The sequence below is a fragment of the Saccharomonospora cyanea NA-134 genome (assembly GCF_000244975.1).
GTDB lineage: Bacteria > Actinomycetota > Actinomycetes > Mycobacteriales > Pseudonocardiaceae > Saccharomonospora > Saccharomonospora cyanea.
On sequence record NZ_CM001440.1, the window covers coordinates 3,070,982 to 3,094,629 of the forward strand.

20 protein-coding genes are annotated in these 23,648 nt (G+C 68.1%); 12 read left to right on the forward strand and 8 right to left on the reverse strand.

The window, feature by feature from the left end; all coding sequences use genetic code 11:
• The first annotated feature begins 157 nt into the window (after positions 1 to 157).
• Together SACCYDRAFT_RS14425 and SACCYDRAFT_RS14430 are read left to right on the forward strand one after the other, a co-directional pair.
• On the forward strand, positions 158 to 3,028 hold the full coding sequence (locus SACCYDRAFT_RS14425) for an aconitate hydratase (RefSeq protein WP_005457170.1): 2,871 nt from the start codon (positions 158 to 160) through the stop codon (positions 3,026 to 3,028).
• Positions 3,029 to 3,092: 64 nt separating this feature from the next.
• Positions 3,093 to 3,830 (forward strand): sulfite exporter TauE/SafE family protein, encoded by a 738-nt coding sequence (locus tag SACCYDRAFT_RS14430; RefSeq protein ID WP_005457172.1) that lies wholly within the window; start codon positions 3,093 to 3,095, stop codon positions 3,828 to 3,830.
• 563 nt (positions 3,831 to 4,393) lie between these two features.
• Here the strand turns inward: SACCYDRAFT_RS14430 and SACCYDRAFT_RS25925 are convergent.
• Together SACCYDRAFT_RS25925 and SACCYDRAFT_RS25930 are read right to left on the reverse strand one after the other, a co-directional pair.
• Entirely contained in the window at positions 4,394 to 5,719 is a 1,326-nt protein-coding gene (locus tag SACCYDRAFT_RS25925; protein ID WP_005457174.1) for an ALF repeat-containing protein, read from the reverse strand.
• 77 nt (positions 5,720 to 5,796) lie between these two features.
• Positions 5,797 to 7,725 carry an ALF repeat-containing protein gene (locus tag SACCYDRAFT_RS25930; RefSeq protein WP_157606512.1) on the reverse strand — a complete coding sequence of 643 codons (1,929 nt, stop codon included), beginning with the start codon at positions 7,723 to 7,725 and terminating at the stop codon, positions 5,797 to 5,799.
• A 177-nt stretch (positions 7,726 to 7,902) separates the two neighbouring features.
• Here SACCYDRAFT_RS25930 and SACCYDRAFT_RS26400 point away from each other — a divergent pair, with 177 nt between their 5' ends.
• The 4 genes from SACCYDRAFT_RS26400 to SACCYDRAFT_RS14455 all read left to right on the forward strand — a co-directional run bounded on the left by SACCYDRAFT_RS26400 (position 7,903) and on the right by SACCYDRAFT_RS14455 (position 11,501).
• On the forward strand, positions 7,903 to 8,358 hold the full coding sequence (locus SACCYDRAFT_RS26400) for a hypothetical protein (RefSeq protein ID WP_157606513.1): 456 nt from the start codon (positions 7,903 to 7,905) through the stop codon (positions 8,356 to 8,358).
• Between the two features lie 73 nt (positions 8,359 to 8,431).
• The gene (locus SACCYDRAFT_RS14445; RefSeq protein WP_198284929.1) at positions 8,432 to 10,177 is read left to right on the forward strand and encodes an FG-GAP-like repeat-containing protein; all 1,746 of its coding nucleotides are present in this window, start codon (positions 8,432 to 8,434) and stop codon (positions 10,175 to 10,177) included.
• A 234-nt stretch (positions 10,178 to 10,411) separates the two neighbouring features.
• The gene (locus SACCYDRAFT_RS14450) at positions 10,412 to 10,624 is read left to right on the forward strand and encodes a hypothetical protein (RefSeq protein WP_052309119.1); all 213 of its coding nucleotides are present in this window, start codon (positions 10,412 to 10,414) and stop codon (positions 10,622 to 10,624) included.
• Positions 10,625 to 10,772: 148 nt separating this feature from the next.
• Positions 10,773 to 11,501: a nucleoside/nucleotide kinase family protein gene (locus SACCYDRAFT_RS14455; RefSeq protein WP_005457179.1), complete on the forward strand. Its 729-nt coding sequence runs from the start codon at positions 10,773 to 10,775 to the stop codon at positions 11,499 to 11,501.
• Here SACCYDRAFT_RS14455 and SACCYDRAFT_RS14460 read toward each other — a convergent pair.
• The 6 genes from SACCYDRAFT_RS14460 to SACCYDRAFT_RS14485 form a co-directional block, all read right to left on the reverse strand.
• Complete coding sequence (locus SACCYDRAFT_RS14460) at positions 11,493 to 11,969, reverse strand: nitroreductase family deazaflavin-dependent oxidoreductase (RefSeq protein WP_005457180.1); 477 nt, start codon at positions 11,967 to 11,969, stop codon at positions 11,493 to 11,495. The two genes, SACCYDRAFT_RS14455 and SACCYDRAFT_RS14460, sit on opposite strands and share 9 nt — an antisense overlap.
• A gap of 1 nt (position 11,970) precedes the next feature.
• Positions 11,971 to 12,945, reverse strand: coding sequence for an L-histidine N(alpha)-methyltransferase (gene egtD / locus SACCYDRAFT_RS14465; RefSeq protein ID WP_005457181.1), 975 nt, complete (start codon positions 12,943 to 12,945; stop codon positions 11,971 to 11,973).
• Positions 12,942 to 13,724 (reverse strand): ergothioneine biosynthesis protein EgtC, encoded by a 783-nt coding sequence (gene egtC / locus SACCYDRAFT_RS14470; RefSeq protein WP_043537299.1) that lies wholly within the window; start codon positions 13,722 to 13,724, stop codon positions 12,942 to 12,944. Before egtC ends, egtD begins: the two co-directional genes overlap by 4 nt.
• Entirely contained in the window at positions 13,717 to 15,117 is a 1,401-nt protein-coding gene (egtB, locus tag SACCYDRAFT_RS14475; protein WP_005457183.1) for an ergothioneine biosynthesis protein EgtB, read from the reverse strand. The genes egtC and egtB overlap by 8 nt, the downstream gene beginning before the upstream one ends.
• Positions 15,118 to 15,122: 5 nt before the next feature.
• Entirely contained in the window at positions 15,123 to 16,415 is a 1,293-nt protein-coding gene (locus SACCYDRAFT_RS14480) for a glutamate-cysteine ligase family protein (RefSeq protein WP_005457184.1), read from the reverse strand.
• An 85-nt stretch (positions 16,416 to 16,500) separates the two neighbouring features.
• The gene (locus SACCYDRAFT_RS14485; RefSeq protein ID WP_043536505.1) at positions 16,501 to 17,427 is read right to left on the reverse strand and encodes a LysR family transcriptional regulator; all 927 of its coding nucleotides are present in this window, start codon (positions 17,425 to 17,427) and stop codon (positions 16,501 to 16,503) included.
• A 134-nt stretch (positions 17,428 to 17,561) separates the two neighbouring features.
• On the opposite strand from SACCYDRAFT_RS14485, the gene SACCYDRAFT_RS14490 reads away from it, so the two are divergent.
• From SACCYDRAFT_RS14490 to SACCYDRAFT_RS14515, 6 genes are all read left to right on the forward strand, one after another.
• Positions 17,562 to 18,746 carry a Glu/Leu/Phe/Val dehydrogenase dimerization domain-containing protein gene (locus SACCYDRAFT_RS14490; protein ID WP_005457186.1) on the forward strand — a complete coding sequence of 395 codons (1,185 nt, stop codon included), beginning with the start codon at positions 17,562 to 17,564 and terminating at the stop codon, positions 18,744 to 18,746.
• Between the two features lie 69 nt (positions 18,747 to 18,815).
• Complete coding sequence (locus SACCYDRAFT_RS14495; RefSeq protein WP_005457187.1) at positions 18,816 to 19,460, forward strand: TetR/AcrR family transcriptional regulator; 645 nt, start codon at positions 18,816 to 18,818, stop codon at positions 19,458 to 19,460.
• A 149-nt stretch (positions 19,461 to 19,609) separates the two neighbouring features.
• On the forward strand, positions 19,610 to 20,926 hold the full coding sequence (locus SACCYDRAFT_RS14500) for a hemolysin family protein (protein WP_005457188.1): 1,317 nt from the start codon (positions 19,610 to 19,612) through the stop codon (positions 20,924 to 20,926).
• Positions 20,923 to 21,978 carry a hemolysin family protein gene (locus SACCYDRAFT_RS14505; protein ID WP_005457189.1) on the forward strand — a complete coding sequence of 352 codons (1,056 nt, stop codon included), beginning with the start codon at positions 20,923 to 20,925 and terminating at the stop codon, positions 21,976 to 21,978. The genes SACCYDRAFT_RS14500 and SACCYDRAFT_RS14505 overlap by 4 nt, the downstream gene beginning before the upstream one ends.
• Positions 21,975 to 22,871, forward strand: coding sequence for a hypothetical protein (locus SACCYDRAFT_RS14510; protein WP_005457190.1), 897 nt, complete (start codon positions 21,975 to 21,977; stop codon positions 22,869 to 22,871). Before SACCYDRAFT_RS14505 ends, SACCYDRAFT_RS14510 begins: the two co-directional genes overlap by 4 nt.
• Before the next feature lie 103 nt (positions 22,872 to 22,974).
• A complete protein-coding gene (locus SACCYDRAFT_RS14515; protein ID WP_005457191.1) occupies positions 22,975 to 23,643 on the forward strand; it encodes a type 2 periplasmic-binding domain-containing protein in 669 nt (222 codons plus the stop codon).
• The last annotated feature ends 5 nt before the right edge of the window (positions 23,644 to 23,648 follow it).

Consider the following 23,648-nt stretch of genomic DNA (forward strand, 5'->3'; position numbering starts at 1 on the left):
GTACCGGGCCCGTGAGCTATCCTGACCATGACCAGAAAAAGGACAAGCGTACGGTTTAGTGGGCAGGGCTGAAGGGAAGCTCATCTCTGCGGGCGTGATGGGGGTGGGCGACACTCGACCTGCTCCTACCCGAACAACCGCCGCCACTGGAGTGAACGTGACTGCACCCGCCAGCAAGAACAGCTTCGGCGCCCGCGACACGCTCCAGGTCGGTGACGCCTCGTACGAGGTGTTCCGCCTGGACAAGGTCGAGGGGTCGCAGCGTCTTCCGTACAGCCTGAAGATTCTGCTCGAAAACCTCCTGCGAACGGAGGACGGCGCCAACATCACCGCCGAGCACATCCGCGCGCTCGGCAACTGGGACCCCAAGGCGGACCCGTCCATCGAGATCCAGTTCACCCCCGCGCGCGTGGTGATGCAGGACTTCACCGGCGTTCCGTGCGTGGTGGACCTCGCCACGATGCGTGAGGCGGTGACCGAGCTCGGCGGCGACCCGGACAAGGTGAACCCGCTCGCGCCCGCCGAGCTCGTGATCGACCACTCCGTCATCATCGACGTCTTCGGTCGCGCCGACGCCTTCGAGCGCAACGTCGAGATCGAGTACGAGCGCAACCGCGAGCGCTACCAGTTCCTGCGCTGGGGTCAGAACGCCTTCGAGGAGTTCAAGGTCGTTCCCCCGGGCACGGGCATCGTGCACCAGGTGAACATCGAGCACCTCGCTCGCACCGTGATGGCCCGGAACGGCCAGGCCTACCCCGACACGTGCGTGGGCACCGACTCGCACACCACGATGGTCAACGGGCTCGGCGTGCTCGGCTGGGGCGTCGGCGGCATCGAGGCCGAGGCCGCCATGCTGGGCCAGCCGGTGTCGATGCTGATCCCGCGCGTCGTGGGCTTCAAGCTGACCGGCGAGATCCCCGCGGGTGCCACCGCCACCGACGTCGTGCTCACGATCACCGAGATGCTGCGCAAGCACGGTGTGGTGGGCAAGTTCGTCGAGTTCTACGGCGAGGGCGTTGGCGCGGTGCCGCTGGCCAACCGCGCGACCATCGGCAACATGAGCCCCGAGTTCGGCTCCACCGCCGCGATCTTCCCGATCGACGACGAGACCCTGCGCTACCTGAAGCTCACCGGCCGTTCCGCCGAGCAGCTCGCGCTCGTCGAGGCCTACGCCAAGGAGCAGGGCCTGTGGCACGACCCGAGCCGGGAGGCCGAGTACTCCGAGTACCTGGAGCTCGACCTGTCGACCGTGGTGCCGTCGATCGCAGGCCCGAAGCGTCCGCAGGACCGCATCGAGCTGAGCGCCGCCAAGTCGTCGTTCCGCGCCACCCTGCCCGACTACGTCGGTGGCGAGGTGACCGGGACCGCCGAGCGGAAGTCCGGGGTGCCCCAGCAGGAGCGTCCGGAGGGTGCGCAGTCGCTCGTCGACGAGGCGTCCGCCGAATCGTTCCCGGCCAGCGACTCCCCCGGCTACATCGCCGACGGCATCCAGGAGGACCGCGGCGGCGCGCCGGTGCACTCGGCGGCCACCGGTTCCAACGGCCGCCCCTCCAAGCCGGTGAAGGTGACCTCGGCCGACCGCGGCGAGTTCGTGCTCGACCACGGCGCCGTGGTGATCGCCTCGATCACCTCCTGCACCAACACCTCGAACCCGTCGGTGATGCTCGGCGCCGCGCTGCTCGCCCGCAACGCGGTGGAGAAGGGCCTGTCGGTGAAGCCGTGGGTGAAGACCTCCATGGCCCCCGGCTCGCAGGTCGTCACCGACTACTACGACAAGGCCGGTCTCTGGCCGTACCTGGAGAAGCTCGGCTACCACCTGGTCGGCTACGGCTGCACCACCTGCATCGGCAACTCCGGTCCGCTGCCCGAGGAGGTCTCGGCCGCGGTGCAGGAGAACGACCTCAGCGTCGTGTCGGTGCTGTCGGGCAACCGCAACTTCGAAGGCCGCATCAACCCCGACGTCAAGATGAACTACCTGGCGTCGCCGCCGCTGGTCATCGCCTACGCCCTGGCGGGGACGATGGACTTCGACTTCGAGAACCAGCCGCTCGGCCAGGACTCGGACGGCAACGACGTCTACCTGCGGGACATCTGGCCGTCGCCGCAGGAGATCCAGGACACGATCGACTCGGCGATCACGCAGGAGATGTTCACCAAGGACTACGCCGACGTGTTCGACGGCGGCGAGCGGTGGAAGTCCCTGCCCACGCCGGAGGGCAAGACCTTCGACTGGGACTCCGAGTCCACCTACGTCCGCAAGCCCCCGTACTTCGAGGGCATGACGGCGCAGCCGGAGCCCGTCACCGACATCGCCGGTGCCCGGGTGCTCGCGAAGCTGGGTGACTCGGTGACCACCGACCACATCTCCCCGGCCGGTGCCATCAAGGCGGACTCGCCCGCGGGCCGCTACCTCACCGAGCACGGCGTCGAGCGCAAGGACTTCAACTCCTACGGCTCGCGTCGCGGCAACCACGAGGTGATGATCCGCGGCACGTTCGCCAACATCCGTCTGCGCAACCAGCTGCTCGACGACGTGCAGGGCGGCTACACGCGGGACTTCACGCAGGAAGGCGGCCCGCAGGCGTTCATCTACGACGCCGCGCAGAACTACGCCGCGCAGGACATCCCGCTGGTGGTGCTCGGCGGCAAGGAGTACGGCTCCGGTTCGTCGCGTGACTGGGCGGCCAAGGGCACGCGCCTGCTGGGTGTGCGCGCCGTGATCGCCGAGTCGTTCGAGCGCATCCACCGCTCGAACCTCATCGGCATGGGCGTGATCCCGCTGCAGTTCCCGGAGGGCTCCTCCGCCGACTCGCTGGGTCTGGACGGCACGGAGACCTACGACATCAGCGGCATCACCAAGCTCAACGAGGGCGAGACCCCGAGCACGGTGCACGTGACGGCCACGAAGGACGACGGCAGCAAGGTCGAGTTCGACGCGGTCGTGCGCATCGACACGCCGGGTGAGGCGGACTACTACCGCAACGGCGGCATCCTGCAGTACGTGCTGCGCAAGATGACGAACGCCTGATCCGACAGCTCGGTAGGAACGGTCGACACGGCGGCCCACCACGTGATGCGCGTGGTGGGCCGCCGTGCTGTCGAAGGGAGACGGGTTCGTGCCGGAGGTCCTGTTGGCGGGCGCGGCGGTGTTCGCCGGGGCGTTGGTGCAGGGTTCCGTCGGCTACGGCCTGAACCTCGTCGCCGCACCGCTGCTGGCCCTGGTGGATCCCCGGCTGGTCCCGGTGCCGCTGCTGGTGGTCGCACTGGCTCATGCGGCCCTGGCTCTGGGGCGGGAGTACCGCGACGTCGACTGGCGCGGCGTCGGGTACGTGATGGTGGGTCGGCTGCCCGGCACGGCGCTGGGCGTGCTGGCGGTGGCGCTGCTCGCGGAGCGCCCGTTCTCGGCGATCGTCGGTGGCGCCGTGCTGGTGTGCGTGCTGCTGTCGCTGGTGTCGTGGACGCCGAGGCCGACGCCGGGTGCGCTGCTGGTCGCGGGCGTGGCGAGCGGAACGTTCGGCACGGCGTCGTCCATCGGCGGACCACCGATCGCCCTGCTCTACCAGCACGAGTCCGGGCCCCGTATCCGAGCCACGCTCGCAGCCTGTTTCGCGGCCGGGTCGTCGCTGTCGCTACTCGCGCTGGGGCTCGCGGGGCAGATCCACTTCTCACAGCTCACGACCGTGCTGTGGTTGCTGCCGTTCCTCGTCGCGGGTTTCCTGCTCTCCGGACCCGCACGCCGGTTCCTTCACGGACAACGCATGCGCGTGGCCGTGCTGACCGTCGCGGCCGTCAGCGCGCTCGCCCTGCTCGTCCGCAGCGCCGTGGGGTGAGGCGCCTCCGCCAAAGCCGCACCTTGCTGCCTCGCACAACGAGGCAGCAAGGTGCGTCATGAGCTACTCCTGTCCGTTACTGTCGAATGTCGATCGCCATCGTTGCACTTCTTCCACGATCTTTTCCGGGCCGTTTACCACGAAGAACTCACTTGCCCCGGAGCGCAAGTCTACTTTCATCCTCTTTCGCCCCCCACCTCCGAGATATTCGCGCCACCTTCGTGGAACTACACTGACGTCGATCACATCTTGCCCCAGCGCCCACCATTCTTTTGCAGCAAGCACCTGTTCTGCCTTATTCGGCGAGAATAGGATTCGATGACTCGTCAAGTACAATCTTCCGCCAACCAGCCGGAGTGGACTCTGCTTGCGGTTCGCAAGGTATGTCACCAGAACTTTCTCTCCATCGAACGGAAGGAAGTTCTCGGGGAACCTCAAGTAGGAGTGGGCCACAGAAACCGCCTCAGTTTGTCATCATCAGCTTCAAGTTTGTCGCGAGCAAGCAAGGCGGCGGCGCTAGATCGCCCTATAGACGGACCCAGCGCCGCCTTGCCAGTTAGATATCAGCATTTGAAACCGCCGTATATTCCACCGCCGAGCAGACCTCCGATTCCGCCGCCGAGCGTCGCCGGCAGTACCCCTGGGCCAGTTAGAAGACTGGTCAGCAGCCCCCCACCTGCACCAGCTGCCGCCCCCGAGGATGCGTAGTCAAGCGTGCAACTCCACCAGCTTGGCCGTTCTTCTTCAAGCCTACGTTCAACCTCCTCGTTGATGAGCGCCTTAAGTCTCCTCTCTTCCAAGATCTCTTTCGGATAACCAGCAACACCCACACAGTAAACGTTGAGGTACGTCTTCGCGAAGCAATCTTCATAGCTTCCGTAATTCGGGTTTTCTTTCATCATGAAGGAGATGAGAGAACTGAGGTCCGATACCTCGTTCGCCAGCAGTTGGATGTCTTGCTCCGTGATCTCTGGCCGATTCAGTCGTCTCTGCTGGAACTCCTGAAGACGGAGCGCGATCTCGGCTTGCCGCGCTTCCTCCGCCGCCGCGGCGGCAGCAGCGCCGTCGAGCCCCGCGGCGAGGGCATCCGCGCGTGCTTGCTCAGCCGCATCGTAAGCGTAGTTGGCGTAGTCCCGGGCATCCCTCGCTGAACGGTATGCCTGGACTGCCGATACATCGGCTGCGCGCGCACTCTGCTTCGCCTCGTTGGCAGCCTTCTGCGCAGATCTCATCGCCTTCTGTGCTCGCTGGGCAGACGTCGCCGCGCGGGCTGCCGAGTCCTGAGCCTGGCTGGCGAAGTTCGCGGCCTCGGCCGCCGAACTCTCGGCTTGCCTTCCGTAGTTTGCGGCTTCTTGTGCTGCTCCGCGAGCTTCGGCTGCCGCCTCGGCCGCAAGGCTGGCATCCTGAACCGCCTGATTGGCCGCTTGCAGACCACGAGCGACAAGCCGGTCCATTTCAGCAGCGTGTGCTACAGCTTGCGCGTCACGCTGTTGGGAAAAATACTGCCCCGAGAGCACAAACTGCTCAGTCCATCCCGGCGGGCCCTGCAGCGCAGCTTCGGCTGCGGCTTGAGTCCGCGGTCCACCATCGGCCTTGGCCCTAGCGGCGTTGAAGCGCATGTCATTGTCACGTGCGGCGTACTGGCCTTCGGCGAGGAATTGCCGCACGTCTTCGACGGTACCGTCGAGTGCTGCTTCAGCGGCTTCCGTAGTGGCCGGTCCGATGGCACTCGCCTTGATACGGGCCGCGGCCAGACGATCGTATGTGTCACGGTTTTCGTAGTCCCGGTCGGCCAAAAACCGGCGTACGTCGGCATCGGTGCCGTTGAGAGCCTCTTCGGCGGCTCGACGAAGTTCCTCGGGTTCACCAAGTTCGACGAGCGTCGCCACCGTTGCACGGTCGTCCTGTGCTGCAGCTGCTTCGCGTCCGGACGCGAGCCACTGGCGGACGTCGGCGTCGGTACCGGTCAGTGCGTGTTTGGCCGCTTGACGACTCCAGGCCCCCCGGTCGAGAGGATGATGACGGCTGCCCGGCGCCCGTTCGACAACACAGTGTCGTCGTCGGCGTCTGGCGCGGTTGCTGCCGCGAGAAGCTGTATGACTTCGTCGGAAAGGCGCTGCTGTTCCTCAGCGTCCCAACCCAAGAGATCTTGGTTGGCTCGCCACACGTTCTTGGCTTCTTGGGCCGTGTCGATCAGGTCTTGCTTGTCACGTTCGACTCTGGCCGCTTCAGCTTGTCGAGCTAGTTCAACAACCTCCTGAGCTTGCGTAGCCGCCGCAACTGAAGAGTTGGCGGCTTCGATCGCAGCATTAGCGTGCTCGGTGGCTTCCCCAGCCGCGTCGGAAGATTCACCCGCATGGTCAGCAGCCTCGTCAGCCGCATCGGCAGCGCTGTTGGCGTGCCGAGCGGCGGATTCTGCTGCCTCCGCGGCATGATTGGCCGCAGTAACAGACCGATTCGCGAGTTTCGCAGCACTATTGGCGGCGGTTTGCGCGCGGGCCGCTTGTTCGTTGGCCTCCGCGCCTGCAGCCGCTGCCAACCGAGATTGTCTGTCGGCGACGTTCGCATAGTGACTAGCCTCGCTTGCCGCGCTGCCAGCTGCTGCGGCACTAGCAGCGGCGCTGGCCGCCTCCTGCCCTGCAGTGGCAGCTTGCTGTGCTGCGACACCGGCATAACGGGCCGCTTCAGCGGCCCTCGTCGCTCCTACCGCAGCGTTACGGGCTACTTGGGCAGCGTTACGTGCAGCCTCAGCCTGTCTCGCGTCCAAAGCCGCTGCTGAGGCGGCCGAGTACGCACGTGCGGCTGCTCCGCCTGCCATGCTCGCGGCCGAGGCGGCATGTGAGGCAGCGCGGGCCGCGACCCTGGCTGCGTTCTCCGCCGCGTTCGCTGCGCTGATCGCGGTGCGTGCTGCGGCTGCTGCCTGCCGGGCGGTTTTCGCGGCTTCGCCAGCGGCCGCGGAGGCCTTCCGTGCGTCACCCTGCGCAGCCTCAGTCTCATCTCTCGCTCGCTGCGTAGCGATCTTGGCCTGCTCCGCTGCCTTGACCGCACGCTCGGTGGCCTGTTCCGCGGCGACGGTGTGCTCGTGGGCCTGCTCACCAGCCTTCTCAGCGCGCTCGACCAGCTCGGTGACCGTAGCTGTCTCTTCGTCGCGAGCTTGGGCGACTTCCCAGTCATGTTCCAGGAACAGTGTGAGGGCTTCGATCGTGTCGGCGTCCAGCGCCTCCTCAGCGGCGTCCTGCACATAGGGCCCGCCGGTGGCCTTGGCGCGTGCTACCTGCAGTCGCAAATCGGTGTGATGGGGCTGAACCCACCCCTCCTGCAGGAACGCCTCGAGCGCCTCCTCCGTGTCGGCATCCAGTGCCTCCTCGGCAGCCTGCTGCACCAACTCCCCACCAGCAGCCTTCGTCTGCGCGGCGCGGAAACGAAGATCGTTGTGGTAGTAGGACCGGAACTCCTCTTGCAGGAACGACTCCAAAGCTTCAGTCGTGTCAACTTCGAGAACGTCATTGGCCGCAACCTTCATGGCCGGGCCACCGTTCTCCATCATCCACACCACCCGGTCCCGAAGGTCCTGGTGATGCGCCTGCTCGGCCCCGTTGTCGAGGAACTCCCGCAGCTCGGCATCGCTGCCCGCCAAAGCCGCACCCGCCGCCTCGCGCATGGCTTCCCCACCCTCAAGCCACATCTGCATGACCGCGGCCCGGTCTTCCGGCATGACCGCCCGCGCTTGCGCCAAGGCTGCCGGGGCGGTGCCCACGCTACTCATCAACACACTCAAAACGATACCGAAAATTAATCCCACGCCAATCCCATCATGCGATCTTCGGCGCAGGTACGTAACCATTTTCAAAACGTGACCCTTTCGTAACAAATGCACTGCCATCGCGTTCGCCAATACTTCAGGGCAGCCTTAACAACAGCAATCGGCTTTATGGGGGACAGCCGGGTGATAGAGATCACCCTCATTCCCACTGGCGCGCACACCTACGTCGAGATGCGTTCATAACCGTTCCTGGGGAAGATCATGCGGAGTAACATGAGACACCGATTGAAGTTCCATTCAGCTCTAATATTGACCACTGCCGCCGCATTAACAGCTGGCGTGGCAGGCGCGACACCGGAAAACGACAATGGTCCAACAATGGAGTCCATTTCTGAAACCCCACCACCTGCGGTCGAAGATTACTATTATCCGGGCGCCGATCAGATCTTTTCCGATAGAGGAATTCGACTTATTCAAGGTGACGGGAATATCGTTTTGGTCGACTGCACCACCGACGTCGACGTTATCCGGGTGGACAGTGTCACTGTCGGCAGTTCCTGTTATCAGGTGATCGGCGAACGTGGTTGGCTCACGATGGAGATTCCTCGCGTTTATCTCGTCCAGGCAGACGACCACAACGTGGCAGGCCGGATCACAGTGGACGACGAGGTCCAGGCCATCGACCTCGCTCCCGGCGAACACACACCGGTAGGTGAATCCGACGACGGCAACCCGGCGACCTTGATCGAGCTGCACGCCTCATAACCCCATCATCGTCTAGACGAGGAGCTTCATGAAACACCCTGTCCGTCGACGCCTGAGACCGTTGGTAGCCATCATGGCAACTGCAGTCTCCGCCACGGTTTGCGCCGCTCCCGCGCAGGCCATCTCGGGCGGAACGCCCACCGATATCGACGGCCAACCTTTCCTGGTCAAGATTGACATCGGTTCGACTGCCTCGTGTTCCGGTGCGTTGATCGCACCCCGGTGGATTGCCACCTCCGCTGCCTGCTTCGCTGAGATCCCAAGCCAGCCGGAAATCCCCGCGCCCGGTGCACCACACTCTGAGACGACCGCAATGGTGAACGGCAAGTCGATAACGGTCGACCGGATCGTGCCGCGCGAGGACCGCGATCTCGTCCTGGCTCACCTCAGAAGTCCGGTCACTGGTGTCGCGCCGCTGAAGATCGCCGCCGTTGCCCCCGCACCGTCAGACACCGTCCAGATTTCCGGCTACGGTCGCACCGCCGAAGAATGGATTCCCCGTCAATCCCACACCGGGGACTTTGCCGTCCAAGCCGTCGACTCGAGCATGCTGAGCCTCCAAGGCACCACGGAAGAAACCAGCGTGTGCAAGGGTGACGCTGGCGGCCCGGTACTCCGAGGCGGCGAACTCGTCGCTGTCGCGGGTGGCTCCCACCAAGCGGGCTGCGTGGGCGAAGTCACCGAACAGCGCGGAGCGGTCGCCGCACGCGTCGACGACCTCGCCAAATGGATCACATCCCAGGTCGTCGACCTGAAAGCCACGCCCGCTACCAAGAACGCGATCAACCTCACCTGGGACACACCCGACCCGTCCCTCACCTACCGGGTCTACGGGGCGCAATCCGAGCACGTTGCCATCGCCCCGGAGAACCTGCTCGCCGAAACCACCGAATCCCACTTCGTCCACGGCTCCCTGCCCTCAGGCCAACCGTGGTCCTACCGTGTCGCCCTCATCGACCAGTCAGGAACCCAGGTCGCGATTTCCTTCACCGCGCATGCGGAAAGCCCGACCAGCACAGTGACCGACTTCAACGGTGACGGCCTCGACGACATCGCCACCTTCAGCGGTGGAAGAGCGACCGTGGCCCTCTCCGACGGGGAGCAGTTCGGTTCGCCGCAACGCTGGCACGACTTCCTCGGCGGCGCCGAGGGCACCCGTGTGCTCGCTGGAGACGTCAACGGTGACAGCCTGGACGATGCCGTCATCTTCACCCGCGGCAATTACGGCTACGTCGCTGTCGCGCTGTCGACAGGAAGTAGCTTCGGCGCCACACGACTCTGGAACGGGCAATTCGCCGGTGGCACCCGCGCACCCTCGCTGGGGGACTTCAACGGCGACGGTAAGGACGACATCGCCAGTTTCGGCGGAAACGGCGACGGCATCGTCTGGGTCTCTCTGTCAGACGGCGAACAGTTTTTGCACCCGAATCAGCAATGGCATTCCAGCTTCGCCCTTCCCGGGGAAACTCCAGTCGTCGGCGACTTCAACGATGACGGACTCGACGACATCGCCAGCTTCCTCGGTGGAACCGAGGGCAAGGTCTATGTGTCTCTCTCCACCGGCACCACCTTCACCGAGACAGCCGAACTGTGGCATGACCGCTTCGGCAGAAGCCCCGAGTGGGCCGGCGCCGCCGACATCAACGGAGACGGCAAGAGCGACGCCGTGACATACACACGCGGAGACAACGCCAACGTCTGGACAGCCACCTCCGACGGCACCGCATTTGGACCGTCCACGCAATGGCACGACAACTTCGCCGCTGGGGACGCACACCATGTCCCCAGCTCACGCCCCTCCCTTTCCACCTGGCCGTAGGAGCTGTCCGCAATCGCTGGCATGTCGGAGAGCCCACGCCCTCGCGCTCAAAGCGGCCAGCAGTCTGTCGAATTCACCGATTAGGCCAGCGAACGAATCGTTCCAGCTCCATGGCCGCTGTCTCTGGTGCTCAGCCGTCGTTTCCGACGAAAGCACGCAGGGTTCGAGGTGTGACGCTCGCCTGCGGACGCGACGACGTCTGCAGGCGAGCGAACCTCTGGATAAGGTCATCGCTTGGTCGCCGTGGTGCCCACCCGCGACCACACCGCCACCGAGCAGTCGAAGAACTACCGGTACTCCACCCACCGCCAGGTCGGCATCGACGCCGATACCCCGCCCGACTGCGACGACTGCAAAGTCTGTAGGAACTGTCCGCCCTGGAAACAGCAACACAACGCCTCCCATCGCACAGTCCGCGCCCGCGTCGAACACGCCTTCCCCGCATGAGAATTGCCGCCTCAAAGCCAACGGCGCCCACCACGCCATACTCGGCACCGCCCGACTGCACAACCTCACCTTCACCGAGTGAGCCAGACCGGGCACCTCATCCAACACACCCGAAGCCATTCACAGGACAGCCTTTAGGCTTCCGGACATGACTCCCCAGGCCGACGTGCAGTTCTCGGTTTCGACTTGGCAGCAACCCACGCCACCGTCCGCCTCCCCCGAGCGAAGCGCGTTGGTGGAACGCCTCGCCCAGCGCATCCTGACGCTGGCCCCCACCCGGCTGCGCGTCGCCGTCGACGGTCCGACGGCAGCGGGCAAGACCGGTTTCGGTCACGAACTCGCCGAACACCTCGTTCGGGCCGGGCGGCCGGTGCTGCGGGCGTGCCTCGACGACTTCAAGCGGCCGTGGAAGGACCGCCACCTCTACGATCGCGAGTCCGGCGAGGGTTACTACCGCAACGCCTACGACTACGACGCCGTCACCCGGCTCCTGCTGGAGCCCGCCGCGCCCGACGGCACGGGACGGTGTGTGCTGTGCAGCATCGACCCACTGACCCAGAAGGATCACTCCAAGATCGTGACCACGGCCCCGCCGGACGCGGTGCTGGTCGTCGACGGCGTCTTCGCGTTCCGCCCCGAGATCGACCGCCACTGGGACTTCCGCATCTGGCTGGACATCGACCCGGAGCTCTCCGTGCGCCGTGGCGCCGAACGGGACGCCGAGTGGGCCGGGGCCGACGCGACGGCGCTGCACCGCCACCGCTACCTGCCATCGATGGCGCTGTACGAGAGCGAGGTGCGGCCGAAGCAGCTCGCCGACGTCGTCATCGACAACACCGACTTCGCCCGGCCGCGAGTCGTCCGCGAGTCACGCTGATCGACGGAGGTCGAGCACGAACACCGGCAGCGGCCGGCCCGCCCATTCGCGCTCGGCGCCGTAGCCGGGCCAGTACCGCAGCAGCCGCTCCCACAGCCGCTCGTATTCCGCGCCCCTCACCTCCCGCGCCCGCACCGGGATGGTCCGGCCGTCGACCGTCACCGCCGCGTCGGGTCGCGCCCGGAGGTTGTGCGCCCAGCCCGGGTCGCGTGGCCTGCCCCAGTTGGACCCCACCACCACGACAGCACCCGGCACCGGCAGGCACAGCAACTGCGTTTCCCGCCGTGCCCCGCTGCGACGCCCCACGGTGGTCAGCCGCACCGTCGGCAGTCCCGCCAGCCGCAGCAGCGTCACGCGCCCGCCCGTCAGTCGATGCAGGTGCCGGTCGACGCGCACGATCGCCGGGGCCAGGCGCATGATCCAGCGGCGCGAGCCCAGAAACCGCGCCGTCGCCGTGCGCGCGGACATGTCAGTCGCGCACCTGCGCCAGGCTCAGCCCGAACCGCTGCTGTGCGTCGGTCCACCAGTGCCGCACCGCGAAACCCGCGTCGGCCAACTCTGCGCGCACGCCCTCCGGACGGAACTTGGCCGAGATCTCGGTCCGCACGTACTCGCCCTCCTCGAACCGCACCGTGAGGTCCGCGCCGGGAATCCTCACCGTCAGCGGGCGGCGAGCCCGCAGGCGCATCTCGATCCACTCCTGCTGTTCGTCCCAGTGAGCGACGTGGTCGAACTCGATGGGGTCGACGTCCGCGCCGAGGTGGGTCCTCAGCACGTGCAGCACGTTGCGGTTGAACTCCGCCGTGACCCCTTGAGCGTCGTCGTACGCCGCGACGAGCGTGCCCGCGTCCTTGACCAGGTCCGTCCCGAGCAACAACCACTCCCCCTCGGCCAGCACCGACCGCACCGAGGTGAAGAACTTCGCCCGCTCGGCGGGCAGGAAGTTGCCGATCGTGCCACCGAGGAAGGCCACCAGCCGCGGTGCCGTGCCGGGCAGGAAGTCCAGGTGCTCGGTGAAGTCCGCGACCACACCGCGAACGGACAGGCCCGGATAGTCGGCGGCGATGGCCTCCGCCGAGGCCGACAACGCCGACTCCGACACGTCGAGGGGCACGAACTGGGTCAGCGCCCCGCCGGCGGTGCCCGCATCGAGCAGCAGCCGGGTCTTCTCACTCGACCCGGAACCGAGTTCCACGAGCGTCCGCGCGCCGGTCACGGCCGCGATCTCGGCGGAGCGCGCCCGCAGGATCTCCCGCTCGGCGCGCGTCGGGTAGTACTCCGGCAAGGTGGTGATACGGTCGAACAACTCGCTGCCCCTGACGTCGTAGAACCACTTGGACGGCAGCCACTTCACCTCCGCCGACAGCCCCTCACGGACGTCCTGCCGCAGTTCCTCGGTCACCTCCGCCCCGTCGCGATGGACGTCGATCGACACCTCGCTCACACCTGGCTCCGTTCTTCCGGTTGTGCGATCTTCCCGACCTCGTACGTCGTCGAGGCGCCGTCGTCGGTGGTGTGGGCCACCAGGAGCCCGCCGTCCGGGACGGGCCGCCAGCCCGGCTCCTCGTCGCACGGCTCGGAGGCCACGAGCACTCCGGCTCCGGGGGAACGCACCCACAGCGAATGGGACCACGCCGTCGCCACGAGCACGGTCCGTCCCACGAGCAGCAGGTTGAGCCGCGCTCCCCGCGCCGTGGCCGCGACGCGGCGCACCAGTTCCGTCACCGTGTCGACCGGGTGGGCTCCCCCGCGCAGCGCGTGGCGCAACCACGCCCACAGCAACGCCGAGTCGGTCGGCGCGTCGAGGCGCAGCAGGTCCACCACGGGCAACTCCTCGGCGAGCCCGGCGACGGACTCCGGCCAACCGAGCACGACCCCGTTGTGGCTGAACAACCAGTCGTCGTCGGCGAACGGCGCGCACGCCCCCTCCGTCACGGGCATACCCACGGTCCCCGACCGCACCGCGCCGAGGAACGCACCCGACCGCACCGGGTGGAGCAGCCGTTCCAGAGCGGGGTCGGTCCAGATCGGACCGACCCGGCGGTATCGCGTCGGGTAGCCGTCGTCGGCGAACCAGCCGATGCCGAAGCCGTCGACGTTCACCGTGCCGCCGCCCCGCATGTCCTTCGGCGCGTACGACTGGACCGCCAGCGAGTGCGGCGCGTGCAACACCGGTCCGGCAGGTGCCGCGGGCGGTCCGAGGTACCCGACGTGCCTACACACCGGCGTCGCCGGGGTGTACGTCACGGGCACAGCGGAAGCCCGCGAAGATCTGCCTGCGGATCGGGAGGTCCCAGTTGCGGAACGTGCCCCGCACCGCCACGGGGTCACTGCCGAACGAGCCACCGCGTAGCACCTTGTACTCGGGTCCGAAGAACACCTCGGAGTACTCCCGGTACGGGAACGCGACGAAACCGGGATAGGGCCGGAAGTCGCTGCTCGTCCACTCCCAGACGTCACCGATGAGCTGGTGCACTCCCAGCGCGGACACACCGCGCGGATACGCCCCCACCGGCGCGGGCCGGAGGTGGCGTTGCCCGAGGTTCGCGTGTTCGGGCGTGGGATCGTCGTCACCCCACGGATAGCGGCGCGAACGTCCCGTGGCGGGGTCGTACCGGGCCGCCTTCTCCCACTCGGCCTCGGTGGGCAGCCGCTTTCCCGCCCACGCCGCGAAGGCCTCGGCCTCGTGGTAGGAGACGTGGACCACCGGTTCGTCGTCCGGCACCGGTTCGTACACACCGAAGCGGGTGCGCCACCAGCGGCCGCCCTCGCGCCTCCAGAACCGCGGCGCGACGATTCCGTGCTCGCTGCGGTACGCCCAGCCGTCGTCGCTCCACCAACGCGGGTCGGCGTAGCCGCCGTCGTCGACGAACTCCGCGTACCGCGCGCCCGTCACCGGGGTGGTGTCGATGGCGAACGCGTCGACGAACACCTCGTGCGCGGGCCGTTCGTTGTCCAGCGCCCACGGCTCGACCGAGGTTCCCATCACGAAGGAACCCGCCGGGACCACGACTTCGTCGGGCAGGTCGCGCACCTGCGCGGGCGGTGGAGCGGGCGCGTGCAACACGGGGTCGCCCTTGCGGAGCTGGTGGGTGGCCAGCATCGTCTCGCAGTGCTGCTGCTCGTGCTGCGCGATCATGCCGAAGGCGAACGCGGTACGGGTCACGTCGCGGCCCGAAAGGGGTGTCCGCTCCAGCACGTCGAACGCCTTGCGCCGAACCTCCTCGACGTAACCGCGGGCCTCCGACGGCCCGAGCAGGGGCAGCGACGGCCGCGTGGCGCGGGGATGCTGGAACGCGTCGTAGAGGTCGTCGATGTCGGGGCGCAGCGGCTCGCGGCCCCCCACGTCACGCACGAGCCAGATCTCCTCCTGGCTCCCGATGTGCGCGAGGTCCCACACCAGGGGTGACATCAGCTTGGAGTGCTGTTTGACGAGGTCCTCGTCGTCCACGGCGTCGGTCAGGGCGACACTCCGGCCACGGGCCCGGTCCAGCACCTCGGCGGTGTGCGCTCTCAAGTCCTGTTCGGACAGCTCCCGCAGCGGACGACGGGGCCCGCCGTCGGAGCTCTCCCGGAAATCGATCCGGTCGTCGACGTCACGGTGGACGCTGGTCATGGGCTTCACTCCCTTTCCCGCCGCCGCCACCGGCGCTCGACGGCACCGGCGATGTCGGCGATCGTGTGATCGGGTAGGTGCAGGTTCGACAACGCGGCGCAACCGAGTTCACCGACGGCGCGGGCGGCCGCACCGAGGGCCGCGTCGTCCGTTCCGAACCGCGCGGCGTCGGCCCACCGTCCCGCGACGGGCTCACAGAGCTCCAGCGCCAAGTCCACAGTGGATGGTGTGGAGAGGAGGGCGGCGAGCAGGGCCGCGGGCGGCACCCAACCCTCGGGTGGTTGCGCGTCGAGGTAGCGAATCTCCAGGTAACCGTGCGGGCGGACGGGAGTGAACAGCGTCGTGAGGTGATAGTCCAGGTCGCCGAAGGTGGGGCGGGGCAACGTGGCACCGGGGCCACGTCCCTCGATCCAGGAGGCGAACGTCAGCCCGGCGGGGGCGTCCCATCGGGCGCCGTCACGGCGCAGCACCATCAGCGGTGTGTCCAGCACACGCCGCGCCCACGCCGCGGCCGGGTCGTCGCAGGGCTGTTCGGCGACGGTGCGACACGGCTCGGTGTCCATCACGGACCGCCAGCGGGCCGACGCGAAACCCGTGTCGGCGCCCGCGTGCCGCCGGGAGTTCGCGAACAGCGACAGCAACACCGGCCCCAGCGCGTGGGCGGCGGCCCACCGGCGCGGCGCCTCGTGCACCTGACCCACGTCGACACACATCTGGATCGCCGCCGTACTGCACATCATCGTGACGCCGCCGGGACCGAGCGGGGCGAACCGGCGTTCCATCGCCGCGTAACGCGGTGTCGGCAGCAACCGCGCCGGGGAGCGGAACGCGTCGATCCCGTGCGAGCCCAACCGCAGGCCCGCTGCGCCGAGGAGGTCGCCGACGTGGGCGAGGTCCGCATCGGCCACCTCGACGAGGGACCGGAACGACGGGGCGGGGGCTGTGGAGATCTCCACCTGGCCCCCGGGTTCGAGGGTGAGTGTGGAGCCGGACGGCAACGGCAGTGCGGGACTGCCGGGGACGAGGGTGGTCGGGGCGTGGGGGCCCAGAGCGGAGGCGAGGCGTGTCGCGGACAGGGGCAGGGCGGGGTCGGCGACGTCGTGGACGGTGAACTCCAACTCGACGCCGAGCAGCCTCGGCGGACCGTGTTTGAAACACACCGACGCGACGTAGGCCTCACCCTCCGCCCGGTCGGAGACCACTCGCGCGGCGATCTCCTCGGGCTCCGTGCTCGTGTCGGGGACGTCGCGGCGTCGCGGATCGCGAGGACCCGGCCGGGCGACGGGTATCGCTGTCATTCCCACACTCCCACCCATCGGCGTCGAGGACCCAGCACGAACGCTAACGAAGGGGTACGACACTTCCGGGTGAGCGAAACCTGGTTCAGCCCGGAACCGTCGCCGAGGCACCGAGCCCGAGTTCGGCCGCCGCGGCCCGCACGGCGTCGATCACCAGCCGCAACGCGGGCCTGCGCTGGGTCGCGCGACGGTAGGCCACCGACACCGTGCGCATCACCGGGGTCGCCAGCGTCACGATGTCGACCCCGGCCGGACGCAGCGTCAGTCCCAGGTCCGACACCAGGGTGACGCCCAGCCCTGCGCTCACCATCGCCATCGCCGTGGCCTGTTCCTCGACCTCGTGCTCGATGGCGGGCTGGAACCCGAACCGCTGACACGCCACGCGCACCGCCCTGCCGAAGTGGCTTCGCGGGCTCGCGAGGATCCACGGCTGGTCGGCCAGGTCCGACAAACTCACCGAGCTCGCCGGGGCGGTGGCGGCGGGCACCGCGGCGTACAGCCGCTCCACGGCCACCGCCACCCGTTCCAGCCCGGCGTCCCACGGTGTCGGCGCGTCGGTGTAGTCGATGACGAACGAGAAGTCCAGCGCCCCGTCCCGCACCGCGTCGGCCGTCTCCTCCGGGGCCAGCTCGCGCGTGCGGACCTCGATGCCCGGGTGGTCCTCGGCGAGCGAGGCGAGCGCGGTGGGCAACAGGCCGGAGGCCACCGACGCCCACACTCCCGCGGTCAGCCGCACCGACTGCGTCTGCTGCGCCTCCTCCAGCGCCATGGTGGCGCGTTCCACCGCGCCGAGGATCTCCTCGGCGTGCTCGGTCAGCAGCATGCCGAGTTCGGTGAGTTGGACCCGGCGTCCCAGTCGCTCGAAGAGCTTGGCACCGACGTCGCGCTCCAGTTGTGCGAGCTGTTGCGACACGGCGGAGGCCGTGTAGTGCAGCGCCGCCGCGGCGGCGGTGACCGTCCCCCGGCGGTGCAGCTCCCGCAGCATCCGCAACCGATGCACCGACAGCTCCATGCACCAACAGTAAACGGAATCGTGCACGGTTCCTAACTGGACGTGACCGCGAATGTGGCCGCAGCCTGTGAGTACGCGCGGACACGGCGCGGACAGCACGAACCACCGGACAGGGCGTTTCCGAGGAGGGTCGAGTGGGTCTTCAGCATGCCGACGAGCCGCTGCTGCGGTTGACGTGGACCGACCGGGTGACGGGTGCGCACGGCTACCTCGTCGTGCACAGTCTGGTATCGGGTCTGGCGACCGGGGGGACGCGGATGCGCCCCGGTTGCACGCTCTCCGAGGTCGAGGACCTCGCACGGGGCATGGCGGCCAAGACGGCGACGTTCGATCTCCCCGTCGGCGGCGCGAAGGGTGGGATCGACTTCGATCCCAAGGACCCGCGCGCCCGCGGCGTGCTGACGCGGTTCTGCCAGGCGATGCGCCCGTGGCTCGACGCGCACTGGGTGACCGCCGAGGACCTCGGGGTGCCGCAGCACCTCGTCGACGAGGTGTTCGCCGAACTCGGTCTCGGGCAGTCGTACCACGCGGCCATCCGGCGGTCGGCCGATCCGGAACGCACGCTGCGCCGGGTGCACGCGGGGCTGGCCGCACCCGTTCCGGGCGGCCTGCTGCTCGGCGACGTCATCGGCGGTTACGGCGTGGCGCAGGCGTGTCTCGGGGTGGCTTCGGCGTGGGAATGGTCGCCCGAGGACACGACCGTGGCCGTCCAGGGCATCGGCACGATGGGCGGCGGCGCCGCGTGGTATCTGCACGAGGCCGGGGTGCGCGTCGTGGCCGTCGCCGACGCGGCGGGCACGCTCCTCGACCCGGACGGCTTGGACGTGCCCGCGCTGCTCGCGGCCCGCGACGCCTACGGCGAGATCGATCGCACCCGGGTGCCCGAACACGTCCGGCGCCTGCCGCGCTCGGCGGTGGTCTCCACGGAGGCGGACATCCTCGTTCCCGCGGCCATCTCGTACGCGCTCACCCCGGACAACTCCTACGACGTGAAGGCCGCCGCCGTCGTCGAGGCGGCCAACGCGGCGACCACGCCGGAGGCCGAGGCCATGCTCGCCGCACGGGGTGTCCCGGTGGTTCCCGACTTCGTGGCCAACGCGGGCGCCGCGGCGTGGGCGTGGTGGCTGATCCTGGGACAGGTCGGGGCGGATCCGACCGACTCCTTCACCAAACTCCGCCACGAGATGCAGGCGAAGGTCGCGCTGCTACTGTCCGCCTGGAACACCGAGCGGGTGCCGCCCCGGCGGACGGCGTGGGACTTCGTGGCGGCCCGGGACCTGGCGCCCTCGTCACCTGATCAGGTGCTCACGATTCCCTGACCAGGGGAGCAGCATCACAGTACGTACGTACGGATTGCAAACCCTGGGGGCCGGTGTCAAGATCGTGGGATGCCACGGGTCAGCCAGGACCATCTCGCGGCGCGCCGTCGACAGATCCTCGACGGCGCCCGCGTGTGCTTCACACGCTACGGATACGAGGGTGCCACGGTCCGGCGGCTCGAAGAGGCGACCGGCCTGTCCCGCGGAGCGATCTTCCACCACTTCCGCGACAAGGAGTCCCTGTTCCTCGCCCTCGCGGAGGACGACGCCCGGCGGATGGCCGACGTCGTCGCCGAACAGGGGCTCGTCCAGGTCATGCGCGACCTGCTGTCGAACACCGGCGAGCACCCCGCCGACTGGCTCGGCACCCGGCTCGAGGTGTCCCGGCGGCTGCGCACCGACCCGGAGTTCCGTGCTCGCTGGGCGCAACGCTCGGAGCAACTGACCACCGCGACCCGCAGGCGCCTGCTGTGGCAACGGGAGGCGGGCAACCTGCGTGACGACGTGGGCATCGACGTGCTTACGTCGTACCTCGAACTCGTGCTCGAAGGCCTGGTCTCCCACCTCGCCATGGGACTGCCCGCCGACGACCTCGAACCGGTGCTCGACGTCGTCGAGGAGAGTGTCCGCAGGCATCGTGGCCGCACCACGTCCGCTGCCGACGAGCGGCGTGCCGGTGAGAATGAGGAACAGAACATCCCGGACGCTCGTTGAGCGTGGTTAAGATAGCGCCACTTCAACACAACCTGATTTGGAGGAGTGACCACACCCGTGCGCGATGCGCAGTCACCCGGAGACAGTACCGAGCCGGGTGACAAACCCGGCTGTCCCTCCGTCTGCCGTGACAACGGCGGTGTCCACTGATGGACATTCTGCTCACAGTTCTCGGCGTCTGCTTCGTCATCCTGCTCACCGTCGGAACCGGTCTGGCCGTCGCGGCCGAGTTCTCACTCACCACGCTGGAGCGCAGCACGGTCGAGTCGAACGTCCGACAGGTCGGTGACAAGCGCTCGAAAATCGTTCTGAAGGCGCACCGCACGCTGTCGTTCCAGCTCTCCGGTGCGCAGGTCGCCATCACCCTCACCACCCTGGTCACCGGGTACGTGGCCGAGCCGCTGCTCGGCCGGATCGTGCGCCCGGTCCTGGCCGGGCTGGGCATGTCCGAATCCGCCGCGGCCGGTACCTCGCTCATCGTCGCCATGTTGCTGGCCACCTCACTGTCGATGGTGATCGGCGAGATGGTGCCGAAGAACCTCGCGGTGGCGCTGCCGCTGAAGACGGCACGTGCCGTCTCCGGCTACCACACGCGCTTCTCGATGCTGTTCCGCTGGCTCATCAACCTGATGAACAACAGCGCGAACTGGGTCGTGCGCAAACTCGGTGTCGAGCCGCAGGAGGAGTTGCGCTCGGCGCGCTCCCCGCAGGAACTCGGCTCGATCGTGCGCGCGAGCGCCGAGACGGGAATGCTCGACATGTCCACCGCCCAGCTGCTCGACCGGTCGTTGCGCTTCGGCGACCGCACGGCGGGCGAGTTGATGACCCCGCGCGTGCGGCTGGAGGCCCTGCAGGTCGACGACACGGTCGCGGACATGGTGGCGCTCGCGCGCCGCACCGGCCTGTCCCGGTTCCCGGTGTACCGCGAGGATCTCGACGACGTCCAGGGCACCGTGCACATCAAGCAGGCGTTCACCGTGCCGGCGTCCGAACGGGGGGCCACCCCGGTGGGCTCGCTGATGCGGCCCATGCCGACCATTCCCGAGTCGCTGCCCGGGGACGCCGTCCTCGACCGGCTGCGCGACTCCCGTTTCCAGCTCGCGCTCGTGGTCGACGAGTACGGCGGCACGGCCGGACTCGTGACGCTGGAGGACGTGGTCGAGGAGATCGTGGGTGACGTCCGCGACGAACACGACATCCGCGAGGAACCCGCGTCGCACCAGCTCACCCCCGACAGTTGGGTCGTGTCCGGGCAGCTCCGCGACGACGAGGTGCTGGACGCCACGGGGTTCCGGATGCCGGAGGGTGACTACGAGACGATCGCGGGCCTGCTGCTGGACCGGCTCGGCGAGATCCCCGAGGTCGGCGCCACGCTCGACATCGACGGCTGGCGGCTGGAGGTGACCGGCATGGACCGGCACCGCATCGCCGAGGTCACCGTGCGGCACCGGGAGGTGACCTCATGAGTGACTGGTTGTCCATCTCGCTGATCGCGGTGCTGTTGCTCGCCAACGCCTTCTTCGTCGGTGCCGAGTTCTCGCTCATCTCGTCCCGGCGGGACCGTCTGGAGGCCCTGCTCGAACAGGGCAAGACCCGCGCCAAGATCGTGATCAAGGCCAGCAAGAACGTGTCGCTGATGCTGGCGGGCGCCCAGCTCGGTATCACGGTCTGTTCCCTGCTGCTGTTGCAGTTCGGGGAGCCCGCGGTGGCTCACCAGCTCGAACTCGCGGTGAGCGCCCTCGGGATACCGCTGCCGACCTACGTGGTGCACGCCGTCGCCTTCACCGTCACGCTGGTGGCGCTGACGCTGCTGCACGTGTTGATCGGCGAGATGGTGCCGAAGAACCTCGCGATCGCCGAACCGGAGCGGCTCGCGCTGTGGCTGGTGCCGCTGCACGTGGCCTGGGTGCGCATCACACACCCGTTCATCTGGTTGCTCAACAGCGTCGCCAACGGCATCCTGCGGCTGGGGAGGATCGAACCCAAGGCCGAGGTCGAAACCGGCTACACCTCCGCCGAGCTGGCCGCGCTGCTGCGCGAGTCGCGGAGGGAGGGGCTGCTGGAGCAGTCGGAGCACCGAAGGCTCAGCCAGACCCTGTCGTCGGTGGAGAAGACCGTCGCCGACGTGCTCGTGCCGTTGGACGAGGTGTCGACACTACCGGAGCGGCCCACCGTCGGTGACGTCGAACAGGCGGTGTCGTCAACCGGGTTCTCGCGTTTCCCGGTGCGCGACACCGGCGGGAGGTTGACGAGCTACGTCCACGTCAAGGACATCCTGGCCCAGCTCGACGGTGACCCCTCCGTGGTGGTGCCCTCCGCCAAGACACGCAGGCTGACGCAGCTCGCCCTGTACGCCAAGCTCGACGAGGCTCTGTCGGCCATGCGCCGCGAGGGAAGCCACCTCGCGATCGCCGTCAACGCCGAGGGCAGCGTGGTCGGCATCGTGGCGCTGGAAGACCTGCTGGAGGAGTACGTCGGCACCGTGCGCGACGGCACGCACATCGCGGGAAGGCCATGACGGGGATCGACGTCCTCACCGAGGAGGAGTGGCGGGCCCGGGAGGCCGTCCACACCCGCCGCATGCGGGCGTGGACGGAACCGCACCGGCAACGCCGTTCGCGCGGGGAGAAACACCCGGTGCTGGATTTCCTCTTCACCTACTACTCGTTTCCACCTGCGCGCCTGCAGCGGTGGCAGCCCGGGCCCGCGGTGGTTCTCGCGGGCCCGGGCGCCCGCCGGTTCCTCGACCGTCCCGGGTACCGGGAGACGGCCGACGGCGTGCTGCTCGACACCTCGGCTTTCTCCGACCGGCTGGCGCGCACCGCCCGGTACACCCTGTCGTTGCTGGAGGCCGTGCACGGACGACAGGCACGTGTCGACTGCTTCGGCCTGCACGAATGGGCCATGGTCTACCGCACGACACCGGAGCAGGTGCGCCATGCGCAGGTGCCGCTGAGGCTGGGACACTCGGGCACCGACGCGGTGGTGGAGTCGCTGAACGTGCGGTGCGGTCACTTCGACGCGTTTCGTTTCTTCACCCCGGAGGCACGGCCGCTCAACCGGTTCACCCCCACCCGGGAGAGTCAACGCGAACTCGACCAGCCGGGCTGCCTCCACGTGGGCATGGACCTGTACAAGCACGCCTACAAGCTCGACCCGTTCGTTCCCTCGGAGTTGCTCGGCGACTGTTTCGCTCTCGCCGCGGACATCCGGGAGCTGGACATGCGGGCCAGCCCCTACGACCTCTCGGACTACGGCTACTCCCCCGTCCCGATCGAGACCGCCGAGGGGCGGGCCGCCTACGCCCGGGCCCAGGCGGAGTTCGCGCGCCGGGCACGGCCACTGCGAGAGCGGCTGATCACACTCTGCCGCTCCCTCCTTACCCTCCAGGGTGGTCACTCCTCGTGTTGAGTCAGATCACATTTTGATCACACCACCCCCTGATAGGGTGGTAACATTTTGATCTCTTCTACGGGGAGTAATTACCGAGTTGACGCTGAGGGGGTCACGTGAGATGGGGCGACACGGAGGTCGTCACAGAGTTCGGGAGCAGGAGGAACCGGCGCCCTCGGTGACGTCGACCGGCACTCACCGGGCCGTGGGCCGCCGACGCGGCATCGCGGCGTGGCCCATCGCGTGCGTGGTACTGCTCGGCCTCCTCGTCGCCGGATGGTTCGGCTGGAACTGGGCCGACGGCGTGCTCGAAAGCCGCGCGGCGGCCCAAGCGGCGAGCTGCCAGCAGGGCGACACCACCATTCGCGTCACGGTCGACCCCGCACTCGACGACCCGGTGACGAGCGCCGCCGACAGGTGGAACCGCGCTCAGACCGTCGTCCGGGAACACTGCGTCCACGTCGAGGTCCGCACCGCGCCGTCGGCCGACGTCGAGGCCGCCCTCACCGGAACCGCCGACCCCGATACCATCGGCGGCTACCCGACGGCCTGGATACCGGACTCCCCGCAGCGGATCGACGCCCTCGCGCGGCAACGCCCGGAACTGATCGGCTCTTCGGGGCTGACCATCGCCTCCGGCCCGGACGGCGATCACCCGTTCCTCGCGGTGACGAGTGAGAACTCCGACGAGACCCAGCAGCACGCCGCCCAGTCGTTCCAGAAGTTCCTGCTCGAACCCGCACAGCAGAAAACCTTCCGGGAAGCCGGACTCACGCCGGCGAAGGGCTGACCACC